This is a genomic window from Staphylococcus sp. EG-SA-18, from assembly GCF_017151825.1.
In the GTDB taxonomy this organism is placed as follows: Bacteria; Bacillota; Bacilli; order Staphylococcales; family Staphylococcaceae; genus Staphylococcus; species Staphylococcus aureus.
Genome location: NZ_JACYVY010000077.1, coordinates 78,085 through 96,119, shown reverse-complemented (window position 1 = coordinate 96,119; position 18,035 = coordinate 78,085). Strand labels below are relative to the sequence as shown.

Sequence of the window (18,035 nt, the reverse complement as noted above, 5' to 3'; positions counted from 1 at the left end):
CTATAAATGTGATACAACATATAGCAATAACTAATTTTCTATCAAGTTGAGTGTCAAGTAAATGTGTATACTTTCTTAATGTAACTGCGAATAAAGTAGAGATACCTGCAACTGGCCAAAAAACATTCTTTTTAGCAGGTTTCACAATATTTAAATTTTCAAACTCTTCTCTACTAATTTTGACGTATCTTTTGGGGATGAACCAATTAATAAAAGGAAAAAATAAACTAATCCAAGTGCTTATTATATCGATCATTAAGTACTCATCATTATATTTAATAATTCTATATTTGGGGTTTTTATTGATGATTTTAGATTCGCATAGCATTGATTATCAATCCCACCTTATTCTAATTATTTTTTATTTGAAGCGTGGCTAACATAATATAATTAGTTATTAATTCACTTTTTATAACTTTGGCTGTTTTATTTCCCTGTTCTAAGATAGCTCCTCGATTTAAAATCATTGCTTTTTATGAACCAACATTTAAGTATCCGATACTACCTAAGTTAATCAATTTTACTACTTATTTGTTTTTAAAATAACATGAATTTTTTTATCTAGAACCGATGACATATTCAGTAGAAAGAAGCATGCAGTCATGCCAATTAAAGCAAGAAATTCTATTATATTTTGAGGGGATGAAGTTACTAACATACTCAGAGCCATTGTTGACAATCCACCAAATAATATATAAGCAAATAAGGATAAACAAATATTTTTAAATGTAGGTATTAATATGATCTTTTCGTTATTACTTTTATTTTTATCAAAAATATGTAACTTCAATTTTGTATTTATATATATAAACAATGCGAAAACACCTAGAAGTATCATACAGCATGTTAATATAACTATTTCTTTTTCTAAATGGATGTTAAGCAAATAGATATATTTTCTTGTTAAGGTTGTTAATAACACTGCAAATCCTGCAACAGGCCAGAAAGTATTATTTTTAGCGGGTTTGACAATATTTAAACTTTCAAATTCTTCTCTACTAATTTTCGCGTACTTTTTGGGAATAAACCAATTAATCATGGGCAAAAAATAAGCAATCCAAGTACTTACTAAATCAACCATGAAATATTCATTATTGTATTTAATAATTCTATATTTAGGGTTTTGATTAATGACTCTAGATTCGCAAAGCACTGTTTATCACTTCCACCTTATTCAAATTATTTTTTATTTGAAGAACGGCCAATACAATATAATTAGTTATTTATTCACCTTTTTATAACTTTGACTGTTTTATTGACAATGAGTGTTATATTCATCAAGAAAAACAACATTAACCCCATACCCCAAGCTATAAAAGTTATTAAATTCTGGTTTTCTAATGTCAGCAACATGCTTAAAGCTAATATTGACATGCCTCCAATCAACAAATAGCCATATAATATAAGAACAGCATTTTTTAATGTTGGTACTAAAATTATTTTTTGTTCTTCTTTTTTATTATCGAAAACTTTCAATTTTAATTTTCGATTCAGAAGCACAAAAAAGATTAAAATACATAGAAATACAACGAAGCATATAAATATAACCGATCTTTTTTCTAATTGAATATTAAGTAAGTGTATGTACTTTCTGGAAGTAGCACCTAGTAGGATTGTTCCTCCTACAACAGGCCAAAAATTTTTATTTTTAACTGGCTTAACAGTGTTCAGTTTTTCATACTCTTCTCTACTAATTTTGGCGCACCTTTTTGGAATGAACCAATTAATAAATGGAAAAAAGTATACAAGCCAAGTGCTTATTACATCGACCATTAAATACTCATCATCATACTTAATAACTCTGTATTTCGGATTTTTATTGATAATTTCGGTTTCACAAAGCAATAATTATCACTTCCTATTAATAACAAATTCACACAGCTATATTATCGTTTCTGTTTCTCAAAACACTTGTGCCCTTTTGTATCAAAATTAATATTTATATGACCTTAAATATATAACATGAATCTTTTTGTCTATTATTGAAGACATATTTATAAAGAAAAATAGCATTGTCATAATAACCCAAGCAATAAATACTATAATATTTTGGATAGATAAACTAATCAAAACATCTAAGAACATGATTGATAATCCACCACAGAAAAAATAAGAAAATAGTACAAAGCAAAGATTCTTGAATGATGGAAAAATCATAATTTTTCCATTGCTACTCCGATTATTATAGATAGATAACTTTACTTTCTGATTTAAATATATATAAAACACTAGAATACTTAATAATAAAACCGAACAAATGATAATAACGCAATTTTTTTCTAAATGAGAATCAGGTATATATATTTTATCTCTAAACATAGTGCCAAATAAAAGTATGCTACCTATAACTGGCCATAAAGCTTTATTTTTAACTGGTTTAACAATATTTAAATTATCAAACTCTTCTCTGCTGATTTGGACATATTTTTTTGGGATTAACCAATTAATAAACGGAAAGAACAAAACTAACCATGTGCTTACTAAATCAATCATCAGATAGTCGTTTTTATATTTAATAATTCTATATCTGGGATTTTTGTTAATAATATTAGATTCGTAAAGCAAAATTTACCACTTCCGTCTCGTTGGTTTTATATCTAATACACTTTCAGATACTTTATAAGTGTTTTGTATTTTAGTAACATACTATTTTCCTGTTTATTACTTAACTTACGAACTACAATCTAAGTTTAGTAATTACTATTGCTTTTTAAGTTTGGCATAAACCTTTTTATTACTAATTGAGCCCATGCTTATTAGAAAGAAAAAAATTGTAATAATAATCCACATAATAAATACCAGTAGATTTTGAGGTTTTATAGTCATTAGCCATATTAAAAATAATATGGAACAACCTCCTAATAATAGATATGTGAAAACTATAAAACTTCCATCTTTAAAAGTAGGCACTAATATAACCTTATTTTCATTATCTAGATTATCATCATATATCTTTAGTTTAAGCTTTTTATTTAAGTAAATGTAAAATGCTGCAATACCTATAAATCCTATAAAACATAAAGATATTAAAATCTTATTATCTAATTGAACTTCAAACGTATGTACATATTTCCGTAAAATAACTACAAATAAAAACGAACTACCAGTAACTGGCCAGAAAATATTATTTTTATTTTGTTTATCAACATTTAAATTTTCAAGTTCCTTCTCACTAAGTTTTGCATACCTTTTGGGAATGAACCAATTAATAAAAGGAAAAAAGTATACAAGCCAAGTACTTACTAAATCAATTAACAAATACTCATCATTATATTGAACGACTTTATATCTCGGATTTTTATTAATAACCTTAACATTAAAAAGCAAAACTCACCACGCCCATTTCATTGGATTTATATGATTGCTAATAATATTTTTAGCTTCACTAACAGCATTCCCAACACTATCCATGGATTTTTCTGTAGTTTTTTTAACAACATCTATACTATTATCGATTTTATGCCCTACCCAGTCTACTTTATCTTTTAATCCAAAAATATTATTTTGATAAATTAAATCTGTTCCTAATGCAAATACTGTACTCATAGCCAAACCTGCTAAAATCACCCATCCTACTGGATTACTTCCTAAAACAAAAGTCGCTAATCCAGCTCCAACTGCTGTCCCTGCAGATCCAGCTGCAAGCGTCATACCATTATGCGACAACGCCTCTCCAAATGTTTTATCATCATTTGCAAGGTCATCATACATACCTATACCAAATCCTACACCAGCAACACCTTTACCTAGGTATTTTCCGCCTTTTGCAAATTTACTACCATTTTCTATAAACACATTACCTGATGTACGTTTGACTTCCACAAATGAATTTGGACCTGCTGGGCCTTTCACTCCACCTGCTGTATTGATAAATACACCGAATTTACTTGCATTTATACCGCCTTGCTCTAAAAGTGTTGACGTAATATCTAATCCTATATCTCTTTTAATACTGTCTTTATTGTCATTTATATATTTCAATATACTTTTCGGGATATCGTCTTCTGGATGTTCTTTGGCATATGCCTTTATAACAGCAAAGTCTGCTTTATTTAAAGTTTCTTTCTCTGCTTTATGTTCAATTTTCCCCATAGCAACTTTCAAATATTTTTCATGACTTGCTTTGGCCCAATCAAGTTCTTTACCTGAAGGAATATTAAATTGATTTGTTGAAAAGTTCCAAAAATTTTGCGCTTGGGTAAGTCCTTGTTGGACAATTTTTTGAAATTCTTCAACTTCTTTAAATATTTCTGGTGATTTTTGATTAAACTCACGCAATTTGCGTAGCTTCTCTTCTAATTCATGTTTTTGTTGACCTAATGTTTGTATTATTTGTTGGTTCGATGAAATGGCTTGCTGATTATCGGAAGCATGCTTTTTCAAATTGTTATTCAAATTTTCATATCGCGTAATTTGTTGACTTAATGATCTGATATCTTCTTCAAGCTCTGATTCTTTTAAAGATATGCTATCAACCTCACTCGTATAACGTGACACAAAATTATCGCAAGCTTGCTTCGTTAAATCACTCAATGTTTTCATACTTGTTGATAATGGAATTAACACCGTACTAAAAAATTGCTTAGCTGACGTATACGCTTTCCCTTTAAGCACATCATCATTGATAAATTGAGTAATTGCTTTTTCCAACGCATCATAATTTGAATTCATTGTTTGACTCAAATTCCCCACACTTGAAGCTTGGTTTCGAGATCTGTCTAAATACATGTCAATACTCATCGGCATGCTCCTTTTTCAAAAATATATGATTTTCAAACTATTTAAAATCAAATGCTTTTTACATCTACAAAGTTGTAAAATTTTAAAACTCGGCGATGATTATTTCTTATGTAAAGGAGTCTAGATGCAGGTAAATTGAGATAACATGTCGCCTTTTTTCTTATTTTAGCATATGGATATAATGGTGTCTTTGTATATTCGCAATTAATCAATAAAAATTATCTTTCAATATTTTAATTTTATTGCGACAACATCCTTAATCTAATATATATTAATATCTCAAAATATATTTACGATTTAAATATGTCACCAGTTGTTGAAAATATTTCCTCATCATGCGAAATATCAAAACGTATCTAAAATACGAATAAGTTTATACAATCACACAACATCATCATTCAAAATTTTATTGCCCTTATTTTCAATATTCATTTCATATCTATCAGTTCATACATAACTAAAATTTCAATTGTGCAATCTCACCGTTAATGCAACAACTTTCAAACAATAAATCATCACAATAAACACACCTAATTCAATAGTTCTCAAACATAAGTATTGACACATTGAGCAAAATGATTTTTAATTGTAACTAATATAGTTACAATTATGAGGTGAGAAACATTGAATTTAGAATTTAACATTGCCGTGCATGTATTAGCTTTTTTAACTAAGCATCATTCAGAAAAATTCAATAGTAGTTCATTAGCAGAATTAACTTGTTTAAATCCTGTTCAATTACGACGCGTGACGACTCAACTTGTCGATTTAAAAATGATTAACACAATACGGGGTAAAGATGGTGGTTATTTATCAAATGATCGTAGCGCTGATGTCTCTCTAGCAACATTATATAAACATTTTGTCTTAGAGAAAGAACATCACACACGACTATTTACTGGCGACGAAGGCAGTCACTGTCAAATTGCTCGTAATATTGCAACTACTATGTCACATTATGAGCAAGACGAACAGAATATCATTATTAATTTTTATAAAGGAAAAACAATCAAAGATGTCATTGAAGACATTCAAAAGGAGGATTTATGTCATGAAAACATATGATTTAATTGTAATAGGATTTGGGGAAGCTGGTAAAACTTTAGCCAAATATGCTGCATCAACAGGTCAACACGTCGCAGTTATCGAACAATCTCCGAAAATGTATGGAGGCACTTGTATAAACATAGGATGTATTGCTTCAAAGACACTTGTACATGATGGATTAGAAGGCAAATCTTTTGAAGCAAGTTATAACCGTAAAAACGATGTTGTCAATGCGCTAAACAATAAAAATTACCATTTATTAGCAGACGATAACAACATTGATGTACTGGATTTTAAAGCGCAGTTTAAATCTAATACTGAAGTGAATTTATTAGATCAGCATGACGATATCGCCGATAGTATTACTGCACCTCATATCATTATTAATACTGGTGCTACCTCTGTTATTCCTAACATTAAAGGCCTTGATCAAGCTAAACACGTCTTCGATTCAACAGGTTTATTAAACATTAACTATCAACCTAAGCACCTCGTTATTGTAGGTGGCGGTTATATCGCCTTAGAATTTGCTTCAATGTTTGCGAATTTAGGTAGTAAGGTTACAGTATTAGAACGTGGTGAATCATTTATGCCACGTGAAGATCAAGATGTCGTTGCACATGCTATTACTGACTTAGAAAATAAAGGCATTACATTGCATACAAATGTTGAAACGACTGAATTGTCATCTGACAATCATCATACAACAGTCCATACCAACGTTGGTAACTTTGAGGCTGATGCAGTACTTTTGGCTATCGGGCGCAAACCGAATACGGATTTAGCTTTAGAAAATACTGATATCGAATTAGGCGACAGAGGCGAAATTAAAGTCAATGCTCATCTTCAAACAACTGTACCGCATATTTATGCTGCAGGTGATGTTAAAGGCGGACTTCAATTTACGTATATATCTTTAGACGATTATCGAATTATCAAATCAGCGTTATATGGTAATCAGTCACGTACGACTGACAATAGAGGTGGCGTGCCTTATACAGTATTTATAGATCCACCATTATCACGTGTTGGATTAACTAGTAAAGAAGCTGCCGCTCAACATTATGATTACACTGAACATCAACTTTTAGTAAGTGCTATACCTCGTCACAAAATTAACAATGATCCAAGAGGTTTATTTAAAGTAGTCATTAATAATGAAAATAATATGATTTTAGGTGCTACATTATATGGTAAGCAATCTGAAGAATTAATTAATATAATTAAACTTGCGATTGATCAAAACATTCCATATACCGTATTACGAGATAATATTTATACGCATCCTACGATGGCCGAATCATTTAATGATTTATTTAATTTCTAGACAAAACATAAAAACCTGGTGGCACGCATTGAATGATGCTGCCATCAGGCTTTATTGTTGTGCTTTTCGCTTTTCTAATTTTTCTTTAAGCTTTCTATCTTGTTCTTCTTTACGACGTTTACGTTCTTCATGTCGTTTTCTTAAACGCTCTTCTTCTTCAGGATCACGTGGTTTCTTTAATTGTTGAGAAACTTTTTCGATTAATTCTTCTTCAGTAAGCGCAGCCAGTGGGCGGTTATTAACAAAAGTGAATGTTTTTCGGCGTCCAGGTCCACAATAAGATTGACAACCTATCACGATTTCAGCATCGGGATCTAATTTTTCCAACTTCTTTTGTAACGTTCTTATATTGACTGCCTGACATTCATCACAAATAAGGAATGTATTTTTCATATTGCTACCCACCTTTCTTTATCATATCTATATCGTCGATTTCATTAATTTTTTCGTTAACTCTATCTATTTTACTCTTTTTAATATTTTTTTCAAGATACGTAACACGGCTGGCAATAAAAAATGGAGCATTTATCTTCTAATTAAATTAGATGATTGCTCCCCTATCAAATCATTTATTGCCCATGATAAATATTAAATTTTAATGGTTTAATACCATGTTTTGTCCATTCATCATAAATTTTTTCTTTATCTACATCTTTATTGATAATTGTAATACCACAGTCTCCACCACCAGCGCCTGATGTTTTAGATGCGCCGTGATACTTTTCAGCAATATCACACAAATATTTTAGCTTTTCAGTTTCTATATCAACTGTAGCTTCTTTATCCATACGTTGAATAATTGTACGATTCTGACGCACCATCTTTTGCACACCTTTAATGTTATTTGTTTTAAAAGCATGAATAAGTTTTTCAACACAATGATGTGAATCTTCTAAGAAGTCACCGTAAAATGAAGGATCTGATTTCAAACGTTTCACTTCGCTAACAAAGTGTGGTGATGACGCCGGTGAGCCAGTCCAACCGATAAGTACTTCCATATTTTCAGGTGCTTGCAATGGTTCGATGTGCAATCCAGGCCAGTTTTTGATTAAAACTTCTTCAACCGTAGTATCTTCAATTTGATGCTTAACCCATTCATGATCAAAAGTACTATACGCTAACCATCCACTATATACACTCACAGCAATATCTCCGCATGAACTTAAACTTTGTAACTTCATATTTGCAATCACTGCTAGTTTATAAATGTATAAATTAGATAACTTCATATCATAAAATTCATTTAATACTTTTATAACTGACACAAGTACTGCTGCACTTGAACCTAATCCATATTTATGACCATTTGAATCATCTAAATTACTATCAATAGTCAGATGAAAATGCTTCATCGCTATATCGCAACTTTTCGCGTATTGTTCAAATATTTCAATAGCTGTGACCACATAATTTAATTGTTTTGCTGCATGTGGATCTGAAATGACAATACTATCTTCATCTCTACTAAATGTAACTGGGTTATGATGTAATGCTTTTGAATGAATGGTACCTTTATATTGGTCTGCTTCTTCAATAGTAGCAGTTACAAAACGATCTAACGCAATAAGTACAGATTTATATCCTGGTTCTGTTACAGCATATTCTCCAGCAATATAAAGTTTTCCGGGTGCTTTGACCTGAATCATTTTATCTCTTCCTTACTCAATTATTTCAATTCCTGTGGCAATAATGTCACTATCAATAATTTGGTTATTATCAAACTGTGTTAATAATTTATCTATAATCTGTTGCTTGTTTTTCTTTTCTACAAGTATTTTCACATTAGGTCCCGCATCCATTGTAAAATAACACGGATACCCCGCTTCTCGGCATTCGTGAACAAGCGCCATGACATCATAACTTTCTTGCACAAGATATGTGAACGGCGGTGTTGATCCTAGATTCGTGGCATGCATACGCAAACCATTTTCTTCAATTACTTCACCAAGGCGTTTAAAATCTTTGTCTTGAATCGCTGCTTTTGCTTCAGCTAAATCTTCATCAATATGATCTAACCAATATTGATAAAACCTTGATGTGTTTCGTGTCAATGACATACCATATCGACTAGGTACCTTTTTAGAATGTTGATTAATCACAACAAATATCATGGCAAGGTCATCTTCAAAATGATTCGATTCAAGTGGAACGGCATATGACGTCTCATCACTATACCCTTTTTCCCATTCTGCAAATCCACCATAAATACTACGCGACGCAGAACCCGAACCAATTCGCGCCAATCTCGATAAATCCTTATCTGACAGCTGCATGTCTAGCGCTTGATTACAAGCTGCTGCTAAAGCTGCATATGCGCTTGCCGATGAAGCCAACCCTGCTGCTGTTGGTACAAAATTGTCGCTTTCAATTTCTGCATACCAATCGATGCCAGCTCTATTTCTGACAATATCCATATATTTTGAAATTTTCTCTAATTCTTTGCCACTAACCTTTTCACCATTCAACCAAAATTGATCCTGTGTTAACTGGTCGTTAAAAGTGACTTTCGTTTCAGTGTAAAATTTTTCTAATGTAACAGATATGCTATTATTCATTGGAATGATTAGTGCTTCATCTTTTTTACCCCAATATTTTATAAGTGCAATATTCGTATGTGCACGTGCTTTGCCACTTTTAATCAACGCATTAACCTCCTAAATTCTCAATCCAAGTATGTGCTGCACCAGCTTTTTCTACAGCTTTTACAATATTTTTCGCTGTTGGTAAATCTTTGGCAAGCAATAACATACTTCCACCACGACCAGCGCCAGTAAGTTTTCCAGCAATCGCACCATTTTCTTTACCAATTTTCATTAATTGTTCTATTTTATCATGACTAACTGTCAACGCCTTTAAATCCGCATGACATTCATTAAAAATATCCGCTAAGGCTTCAAAGTTATGATGTTCAATCACATCACTCGCACGTAAAACTAACTTACCGATATGTTTTACATGTGACATGTACTGAGGGTCCTCACAAAGTTTATGAACATCTTCTACTGCTTGTCTTGTTGAACCTTTCACACCAGTATCTATAACAACCATATAGCCGTCTAAACTTAACGTTTTCAACGTTTCAGCATGACCTTTTTGGAACCAAACTGGTTTGCCTGATACAATCGTTTGCGTATCAATACCACTTGGTTTACCATGTGCAATTTGCTCTGCCCAATTAGCCTTTTCAATGAGTTCTTCTTTCGTTAATGATTTCCCTAAAAAATCATAACTTGCACGAACAAAAGCAACCGCGACAGCTGCACTCGATCCTAATCCACGTGATGGTGGTAAATTCGTTTGGATCGTTACTGCTAGCGGCTCTGTAATATTATTTAATTCTACAAAACGGTTCACCAAAGACTTAAGATGGTCAGGCGCATCATATAACATACCATCGTAAACATCGCTTTTAATAGACGAATAGTTCCCGCTCTCTAAGGCTTCTATTAAAACTTTGATTTTACCTGCGTTAAACGGTACTGCAATAGCAGGCTCTCCAAATGTAACAGCATGTTCTCCTATTAAAATAATCTTACCTGTCGATTCCCCATATCCTTTTCTTGTCATGTCAATATCACCTTTTATATTTATCCTATACTTGATTCATTATTTTTATTTATTAGTAAAAGACATCATATTCTAAGTTGCATACGCATTCGCGTTAAATTTCATTGCAGTCTTTATCTCACATTATTCATATTATGTATAATCTTTATTTTGAATTTATATTTGACTTAACTTGATTAGTATAAAACTAACTTTCGTTTACTTCAAAGTTTAAATCTTATCGAGTGATATTTCAGATTCTTTATCTTTTTATAAAATAGCCCTACAATTTATAATTTTCCACCCTAACTATAATACTACAAATAATAATTGGAATATATAGATTTACTACTAAAGTATTAGAACATTTCAATAGAAGGTCGTTTCTTTCATAGTCATACGCATTATATATACCCTATTCTCAATCTATTTAATACGTAAAACATGAAATTTTCTTATTAAATTTATTATTTCCATCATATCATTACTTTTAATTTAATGATGTTCAATTTAAATATTAGGTCAATAACATATTTATGCTTTTTATGGATACTTTCAAAAATAACAGCCCCAAACGATAACTTGAAAGGGGCTGTTAAATATTTAACTATTGCATTTGATCTATCATTTTCTTGTTTCTTTCAATCATTTTATCAAAATACGTATCGTATCTTTGCCATTCTTCTTGAGTAATTGGCGTCATATTTAATACACCGCCAAGATCTTTGATTGCATATAATAGTAAAAACATTACATCTTGAACAGTAATCGTTTTGTTAAGCAATGTCTCTAATGAGGCCATACAAGATGGTTCAATTTCAGGATATTTAAATTTAGTCACTTCACCTTTTAAAGCATGTTCATAAAATGTTTGCATCATCAATGCACGTTCTGAACCAGAGCCTTCAACACAAAGATAAATTTGTACAGCAATACCGCCTCTAACTCTTCGTTGCGATATGCCTGCAAATTTCTTACCATCGATACTTAAGTCAAATTTTCCTGGGCAATAAGAATGTTCAATTTCCATCGTATCAATATCAACATTCTCATTTTCGAACATTTTGCTAATTAAGAGGTACATCACAGTAAACGCTTCATCAATCGTTGTTTCTGTTTGTCCTTTGAACATCAGCGATATATTTAATACACCTTGATCTAGAACGACACCTAAGCCACCAGAATTTCTAACAATGGCATTATAACCAATCTCATTCGTTAAATAATCAATGCCATCTTTTAAAAACGGCAATCTTGAATCATGAATACCAAGAATAACAGTATGTTGATGAATCCAAGTACGCACAACATTATCTGATATATCTTTGCCCACACTTTCGCAAAATGTATCATCGAATGCGAAAGATTGCATAGGTTCTAATCCAGAAGAATGATCGATATATCGCCAGTTGACGCCATTAAAATATTTACTCGCTAAATCCATCGTTATTGTAAGGCTTGCGCTGCTGTGATAATTGAAAGATTGTATACATCTTCAATTGAGCAGCCACGTGACAAGTCATTTACTGGAGAATTTAAACCTTGTAATACTGGACCAACTGCATCATATCCACCTAAACGTTGTGCAATTTTGTAACCAATATTACCAGCTTCTAAACTTGGGAATACAAAGACATTTGCATCACCTTGTAATTTAGCACCTGGCGCTTTTTTCTCAGCAACACCTGGTACAATCGCAGCATCAAATTGGAATTCGCCATCAATGATTGCTTCTAATTTTTCTTCTTCAGCTTTTTGTTGTGCTAATTTGACAGCTTCTTGAACTTTTGTCACGTCGTCTGATTTAGCAGACCCTTTTGTTGAAAAGCTTAACATTGCAACTTTTGGATCCATGCCAAAGCTTAATGCTGATTTTGCACTTTCTACTGCAATTTCTGCAAGTCCTTGTGAATCAAGTTCTGGATTGATTGCACAATCACCAAAGATGTATTGTACATCACCTTTAATCATAAAGAAGATACCTGATGTTCTTGATACACCTGGTTTCGTTTTGATGATTTGTAAAGCTGGACGCACAGTGTCTCCTGTTGAATGTGCTGCACCACTAACTAAACCATCTGCTTTACCAGCATAAACAAGCATTGTACCGAAGTAGTTCACATTGTTTAATAATTCTTGTGCTTGTTCTTCAGTCGCTTTACCTTTACGTCGTTCAACAAATGATTGAACTAATTCAGCTTTCAATTCACTTGTCGCAGGATTAATTAATTCAATATTAGAAATATCAAGATCAAGTTTTTGCGCTAAAGATTGAACCTTAGTCTCATCACCTAACACGATTGGTGTAACATAATCTGTTGCTTGTAATTGTGTTGCAGCTGTTAGAACACGTTCGTCCTCTCCTTCAGGTAATACGATTTTAACGTTTTTACCAGAAAGTTTGTCTTTTAATACATTTAATAAATCAGCCATAATGTCCTCCTGTAATATAAATCTTATTAATCATTCACGGTATAATTATACGCCATTTTATTTCATAATGCCACGTCACCAATTTGTAATCATAATTTTATCGTTACCCCTTTGCTTTATGATAAAATTTATAAAGAACTGATGATTTTTGAAAAGGAGCGATAAACATGAGTCAAGCAGCCGAAACATTAGATGGTTGGTATAGTCTACATTTATTTTATGCAGTTGATTGGGCATCATTACGTCTAGTTCCAAAGGACGAACGCGATGCACTTGTCACTGAATTTCAATCATTTTTAGAAAATACAGCAACTGTAAGATCATCAAAATCTGGTGATCAAGCTATTTATAATATAACTGGTCAAAAAGCAGATTTGTTATTATGGTTCTTACGTCCTGAAATGAAGTCTTTAAATCATATTGAAAATGAATTTAACAAATTGCGCATTGCTGACTTCTTAATCCCTACATATTCATATGTATCAGTCATTGAATTGAGCAATTATTTAGCTGGTAAATCTGATGAAGATCCTTATGAGAACCCTCATATCAAAGCAAGATTATACCCAGAATTACCACATTCTGATTATATTTGTTTCTATCCAATGAACAAACGTCGTAATGAAACTTATAACTGGTACATGTTAACTATGGAAGAACGCCAAAAATTAATGTATGACCATGGTATGATTGGTAGAAAATATGCTGGCAAAATCAAACAATTTATTACTGGTTCTGTAGGGTTTGATGATTTCGAATGGGGCGTAACATTGTTCTCAGATGACGTATTACAATTCAAAAAAATTGTATACGAAATGCGCTTTGATGAAACAACAGCACGATACGGTGAATTCGGTAGTTTCTTTGTAGGACATCTTATTAACACAAACGAATTCGATCAATTCTTTGCGATTTCTTAATACATTGGTACGTTTATAAATTAATAAAAAAATTCCAAGCTTATCGGTTTAAGCTTGGAATTTTTCGTTTATCTTCAGTATATTCCCGTATACATAAGACGTGATTTGGTAAATAGTTGAAATCTGTATGTTTAAACTTATATATATGTGCTAATGTATTATCAATAACAAAGTACACTTTGCTCATAGCAAAGTGTACCCGAGTAGTCTTCCTTGGGAGAACTTTAACTACTATCACTACATATAAACGTTAACCTCAATAGAAATTATACAGTCGCTACTCTATACAATTTTTGTAATGGTTAACTAATATTATTTTAACCTATTTGAAATATTTGAAACATATTTTTGTCGAATTTTTTTCAATAATTTTTCCTTTTTATACTTCAAGAGAATTTTAACTACTAAAAATTCCGATGATTATTATTACAATAGTATCAAATATTAGTTTTTTAAAATCAATAACAACTTATCAAAAAGCTCATGTGGTTATTTTATAGTGTATAAACTATAATGAGTATTAAATTCTTATAAACAATGGTGATGAAATGGACATAAATTCAGAAGAATACAAACAAGAGGTACTTATCAAAGACGTTGTCATGCTTGCTGCTCGCATACTATTAGAATCTGGTGCAGAAGGTACGCGTGTAGAAGATACCATGACACGTATTGCAAAAAAACTTGGTTACAGTGAAAGTAACAGCTTTGTTACAAACACTGTCATCCAGTTTACGTTACATTCGGAATCGTTTCCTAGAATATTTAGAATTACCTCTCGAGATACAAACTTAATAAAAATTTCGCAAGCTAATAAAATTTCGCGTCAAATTACAAACAATGAAATTTCTTTAGCCGAAGCAAAAACGCAACTTGAAAAAATATATGTTGCTAAGCGTGACAGCAGTCTTCCCTTTAAAGGTTTTGCTGCAGCAATGATTGCAATGAGTTTCTTATATTTACAAGGTGGTAGATTGATTGATGTTTTAACTGCGATATTAGCAGGTAGTCTAGGATACCTAGTCACTGAGATTTTAGATCGCAAGTTACATGCACAGTTTATCCCAGAATTCATTGGTTCATTAGTTATTGGGATTATCGCCGTTATTGGACATACACTTATCCCAACAGGTGACTTGGCAACTATTATCATTGCAGCAGTCATGCCTATTGTTCCTGGTGTATTAATAACAAACGCAATACAAGATTTATTTGGTGGACACATGTTGATGTTCACAACGAAATCATTAGAAGCATTGGTTACTGCGTTTGGCATCGGTGCTGGCGTTGGTAGCGTATTAATTTTAGTATAGGAGTATCAGACTATGTTTTGGATCTTAAACTTTATCTTTAGCTTTTTAGCTTCAATGTTCTTCTGCGTCATTTTTGATGCACCTAGAAAATTATATCTATCATGTGGTTTCGTTGGTACATGTGGATGGATGGTTTACACCTTATTCTTCAACGGCTTTAATGTGCACACTATATACTCTAGTTTCTTTGGTAGTTTAGCATTAGGCTTGTTAAGTCATTATATGGCTCGTAAACAAAAAGAACCTGCCATCATTTTTATGGTAACGGGTATCATTCCATTAGTACCTGGTGGCTTAGCATACGATGCTACAAAAAATTTAGTCTTATTAAATTTCAGCACAGCAATAAATACAATGTTAGAAGTAACACTTATTGCAGGAGCCATCGCATTAGGTTTATTATTCGCCGACCAAATTTCTAAATTAATTGTTTCTGGGTTCGTGAAATCTTTTAAACGATTATAAATATTGTTAGAATTGGCTCAGCCCAAACTATTAGCAATTATATATAAGGTTCAGCTGCCTCGTCTTAAATGTCAATTTATAATACAAAAAATCGCACGATACGCCTCCGAATGAAGAAGGTATATTGTGCGATTCTTTTATTATTTAGTTTTTTCTTTTTCAGGTTCTTCAATCATATCATCAACTTCATTTTCACTTCTATTTAAAATCAAGCGACTTAATTCATCATTATCCATATTTTTCAATTTAGGATATCGAATCACAAAGAATATTAAACCGATGATTAACCATCCAAGTAATGCAATATAAGACGGTGCAGTCAGTGCTGCAGGAGAACCTGGCACTAATAACAACGCTAAGAAAATGAATGATACAAATGAGCCGATAATAGCAAACGTTTTGTAAACCGGTGCATACGTATTACTTTGTTTGTTATAACTGAATAATTTCGCTGCAGACAAACATGTAATAAAGTAGGCAATGGATACACCTGTAGATGACATATCTACAATCCAAGTCAATGCAGTTCTTCCTAGCCAAGGTGCAATTAACGACACACCTACTAGGAATATGATTGCGACATATGGTGTTTTGTATTTACTATGTAATTTACTAAACATTGTTGGCATAATACCTGAACGTCCCATAGAAAATAACAAGCGACTTGAACTCATCAAGAATCCATTTAAACCAGTAAATATACCCATCATAATTGCAATTGCTAATACACCTAATCCAATATAACCAAATGCTGTTTGTGTAACAGCACCTGTTAACCACAACTGCCCATTTAAACTTTGATGACTTGTTGATAACCAACCAGTGTATAAAATCATGACAACATAAGTTAATGATGCTGCTAATAAACTGTACACGATAAGCTTAAATGTCTTGTTTGGTGCAAAGTTAAACTCTTCTGCTGTTTGTGGAATATTATCAAATCCAACATATGCCCATGGTGCCACGGATACAATAACCACAATAGACACTAACCATCCTTTGCTAGGTTCAGCTAACGGTTGTAAATTTTCAAGTGCAAAATTATTACCAAAGAATGAACCAAAGAACATCAATAATACGACGATTACCATCGCCACACAGAAATAATATTGTAATGATCCAGATACACTTGCGCCACGAATCGTTACTAGCATGAATACAAGTAGTAATACGGTCGCAATAATGATTTCCGTAATATAAACGTCCCAGCCCGCAATGGTGTATAGTTTCCCATTATTTAAGACATCTGGCAATAAGAATTTAACTAGTAAACTGAATGCGGTCGCATTTAAAGCAACGACACAGACATAACCAAAAGTTAAAAACCATGATGAGAAGAAACTCACATATCTGCCGAAACTTAAGAAACTAAAGGCAAACGCGCCCCCTGATACTGGAAATCTCTCTACTAATGCGCCATAACTAACCGCAATTAATATCATTAATAATGTACCAATAACTATACCAATTGATGCTGCAATCGGACCTGACTGCTTAATCCAGTCTCCTGGTAAGATGAATGCGCCCCATCCGATACATGAACCATATGCAATCGCCCATACAAACTTTTCAGATAGGTTTTGTTTTAAATCGCCTCTATCTATTTGCTTATTCTTTTTTTCCATAAATAAAAACTCACCTCGAAGGTATTCTATACCCAAAAGATGAGTTTGTAACTCTTTTTCTTGATTATTTTTATTAAAAATTTAATGTTTAGTTACATAGGTAATCTAAAGTTTTAAAATTTAACCAGCAAATTTGAATGTCGCAATGATTAACATTATCCATCCAATGATGAACAATACGCCACCAATTGGCGTAATCGCACCTAAAACTTTAATTTGAGTTAATACTAAAATATATAATGATCCACTAAAGAAAATAATACCAGCAAATATTAACCAGCCAGCCCAGTTAACATTGATTGAAGTTGTACCACTAATTACACCTATAATTAATAATGCTAAGCCATGGTACATTTGATACGTCGTTGCTTTTTCCCATACTGATAAATAGTGATCACTTATTTTTCCTTGTAAACCATGCGCACCAAATGCACCTGTTCCGACAGCCATCATCGCGTTTAATGCACCTAAAATAATAAATAATTTCATTGCTACCTCTCCTTATATAATTCAGTATTAATAAATGTTTAAATCCGAACACTCGAATAAAAGTATATGCGTCTTGATTATTAACCTACATACTTAACAAGCTATTAAGTAATTATGTTTCATTGTTGCT

The 18,035-nt window shown here is 32.2% G+C and carries 21 protein-coding genes; 5 read left to right on the top strand and 16 right to left on the bottom strand.

Annotated features, from left to right (window positions below):
- From IDG66_RS13480 to IDG66_RS13445, 8 genes are all read right to left on the bottom strand, one after another.
- On the bottom strand, positions 1-328 hold a 328-nt coding region (locus IDG66_RS13480; protein ID WP_154285185.1), incomplete at its 3' end, for a DUF443 family protein.
- A gap of 22 nt (positions 329-350) precedes the next feature.
- A complete protein-coding gene (locus IDG66_RS13475) occupies positions 351-467 on the bottom strand; it encodes a hypothetical protein (protein ID WP_001788281.1) in 117 nt (38 codons plus the stop codon).
- Positions 468-523: 56 nt separating this feature from the next.
- Positions 524-1,153, bottom strand: a complete 630-nt coding sequence (locus IDG66_RS13470; RefSeq protein WP_000882146.1) for a DUF443 domain-containing protein — start codon at positions 1,151-1,153, stop codon at positions 524-526.
- A 74-nt stretch (positions 1,154-1,227) separates the two neighbouring features.
- On the bottom strand, positions 1,228-1,845 hold the full coding sequence (locus tag IDG66_RS13465) for a DUF443 family protein (protein ID WP_000882168.1): 618 nt from the start codon (positions 1,843-1,845) through the stop codon (positions 1,228-1,230).
- A gap of 87 nt (positions 1,846-1,932) precedes the next feature.
- Positions 1,933-2,565, bottom strand: a complete 633-nt coding sequence (locus IDG66_RS13460; protein WP_000965161.1) for a DUF443 family protein — start codon at positions 2,563-2,565, stop codon at positions 1,933-1,935.
- 135 nt (positions 2,566-2,700) lie between these two features.
- Positions 2,701-3,327 carry a DUF443 family protein gene (locus IDG66_RS13455; protein ID WP_000898606.1) on the bottom strand — a complete coding sequence of 209 codons (627 nt, stop codon included), beginning with the start codon at positions 3,325-3,327 and terminating at the stop codon, positions 2,701-2,703.
- Positions 3,328-3,330: 3 nt separating this feature from the next.
- Positions 3,331-4,740 carry a T7SS effector LXG polymorphic toxin gene (locus IDG66_RS13450; RefSeq protein WP_000020817.1) on the bottom strand — a complete coding sequence of 470 codons (1,410 nt, stop codon included), beginning with the start codon at positions 4,738-4,740 and terminating at the stop codon, positions 3,331-3,333.
- 465 nt (positions 4,741-5,205) lie between these two features.
- Complete coding sequence (locus IDG66_RS13445) at positions 5,206-5,307, bottom strand: hypothetical protein (protein ID WP_031893171.1); 102 nt, start codon at positions 5,305-5,307, stop codon at positions 5,206-5,208.
- A gap of 57 nt (positions 5,308-5,364) precedes the next feature.
- On the opposite strand from IDG66_RS13445, the gene hypR reads away from it, so the two are divergent.
- Together hypR and merA are read left to right on the top strand one after the other, a co-directional pair.
- Positions 5,365-5,805, top strand: coding sequence for a redox-sensitive transcriptional regulator HypR (hypR, locus tag IDG66_RS13440; RefSeq protein ID WP_001047250.1), 441 nt, complete (start codon positions 5,365-5,367; stop codon positions 5,803-5,805).
- Positions 5,792-7,114: a hypothiocyanous acid reductase MerA gene (gene merA / locus IDG66_RS13435; RefSeq protein WP_000860571.1), complete on the top strand. Its 1,323-nt coding sequence runs from the start codon at positions 5,792-5,794 to the stop codon at positions 7,112-7,114. The genes hypR and merA overlap by 14 nt, the downstream gene beginning before the upstream one ends.
- Positions 7,115-7,165: 51 nt before the next feature.
- On the opposite strand, the gene IDG66_RS13430 is transcribed toward merA, so the two are convergent.
- The 6 genes from IDG66_RS13430 to pta all read right to left on the bottom strand — a co-directional run bounded on the left by IDG66_RS13430 (position 7,166) and on the right by pta (position 13,093).
- Entirely contained in the window at positions 7,166-7,507 is a 342-nt protein-coding gene (locus tag IDG66_RS13430) for a YuzB family protein (protein ID WP_000798967.1), read from the bottom strand.
- Positions 7,508-7,683: 176 nt separating this feature from the next.
- Complete coding sequence (locus IDG66_RS13425) at positions 7,684-8,760, bottom strand: phosphomevalonate kinase (RefSeq protein ID WP_000616883.1); 1,077 nt, start codon at positions 8,758-8,760, stop codon at positions 7,684-7,686.
- 12 nt (positions 8,761-8,772) lie between these two features.
- Positions 8,773-9,756 (bottom strand): diphosphomevalonate decarboxylase, encoded by a 984-nt coding sequence (gene mvaD / locus IDG66_RS13420; protein ID WP_000597335.1) that lies wholly within the window; start codon positions 9,754-9,756, stop codon positions 8,773-8,775.
- A gap of 4 nt (positions 9,757-9,760) precedes the next feature.
- Positions 9,761-10,681: a mevalonate kinase gene (gene mvk / locus IDG66_RS13415; RefSeq protein ID WP_000197034.1), complete on the bottom strand. Its 921-nt coding sequence runs from the start codon at positions 10,679-10,681 to the stop codon at positions 9,761-9,763.
- Positions 10,682-11,267: 586 nt separating this feature from the next.
- The gene (locus IDG66_RS13410; protein WP_000362357.1) at positions 11,268-12,104 is read right to left on the bottom strand and encodes a lipoate--protein ligase family protein; all 837 of its coding nucleotides are present in this window, start codon (positions 12,102-12,104) and stop codon (positions 11,268-11,270) included.
- A gap of 2 nt (positions 12,105-12,106) precedes the next feature.
- Positions 12,107-13,093 carry a phosphate acetyltransferase gene (gene pta / locus IDG66_RS13405; RefSeq protein ID WP_000774282.1) on the bottom strand — a complete coding sequence of 329 codons (987 nt, stop codon included), beginning with the start codon at positions 13,091-13,093 and terminating at the stop codon, positions 12,107-12,109.
- Positions 13,094-13,260: 167 nt separating this feature from the next.
- Here pta and hemQ point away from each other — a divergent pair, with 167 nt between their 5' ends.
- The 3 genes from hemQ (at position 13,261) to IDG66_RS13390 (ending at position 15,791) form a co-directional block, all read left to right on the top strand.
- On the top strand, positions 13,261-14,013 hold the full coding sequence (gene hemQ, locus IDG66_RS13400) for a hydrogen peroxide-dependent heme synthase (protein ID WP_000075714.1): 753 nt from the start codon (positions 13,261-13,263) through the stop codon (positions 14,011-14,013).
- A gap of 548 nt (positions 14,014-14,561) precedes the next feature.
- A complete protein-coding gene (locus IDG66_RS13395; protein ID WP_000354088.1) occupies positions 14,562-15,326 on the top strand; it encodes a threonine/serine exporter family protein in 765 nt (254 codons plus the stop codon).
- A gap of 12 nt (positions 15,327-15,338) precedes the next feature.
- Entirely contained in the window at positions 15,339-15,791 is a 453-nt protein-coding gene (locus IDG66_RS13390) for a threonine/serine exporter family protein (protein WP_000498572.1), read from the top strand.
- A 140-nt stretch (positions 15,792-15,931) separates the two neighbouring features.
- On the opposite strand, the gene IDG66_RS13385 is transcribed toward IDG66_RS13390, so the two are convergent.
- Positions 15,932-17,416 carry an APC family permease gene (locus IDG66_RS13385; protein WP_000412522.1) on the bottom strand — a complete coding sequence of 495 codons (1,485 nt, stop codon included), beginning with the start codon at positions 17,414-17,416 and terminating at the stop codon, positions 15,932-15,934.
- A gap of 120 nt (positions 17,417-17,536) precedes the next feature.
- Positions 17,537-17,905 carry a DUF423 domain-containing protein gene (locus tag IDG66_RS13380; RefSeq protein ID WP_000765183.1) on the bottom strand — a complete coding sequence of 123 codons (369 nt, stop codon included), beginning with the start codon at positions 17,903-17,905 and terminating at the stop codon, positions 17,537-17,539.
- Positions 17,906-18,035 lie beyond the last annotated feature (130 nt).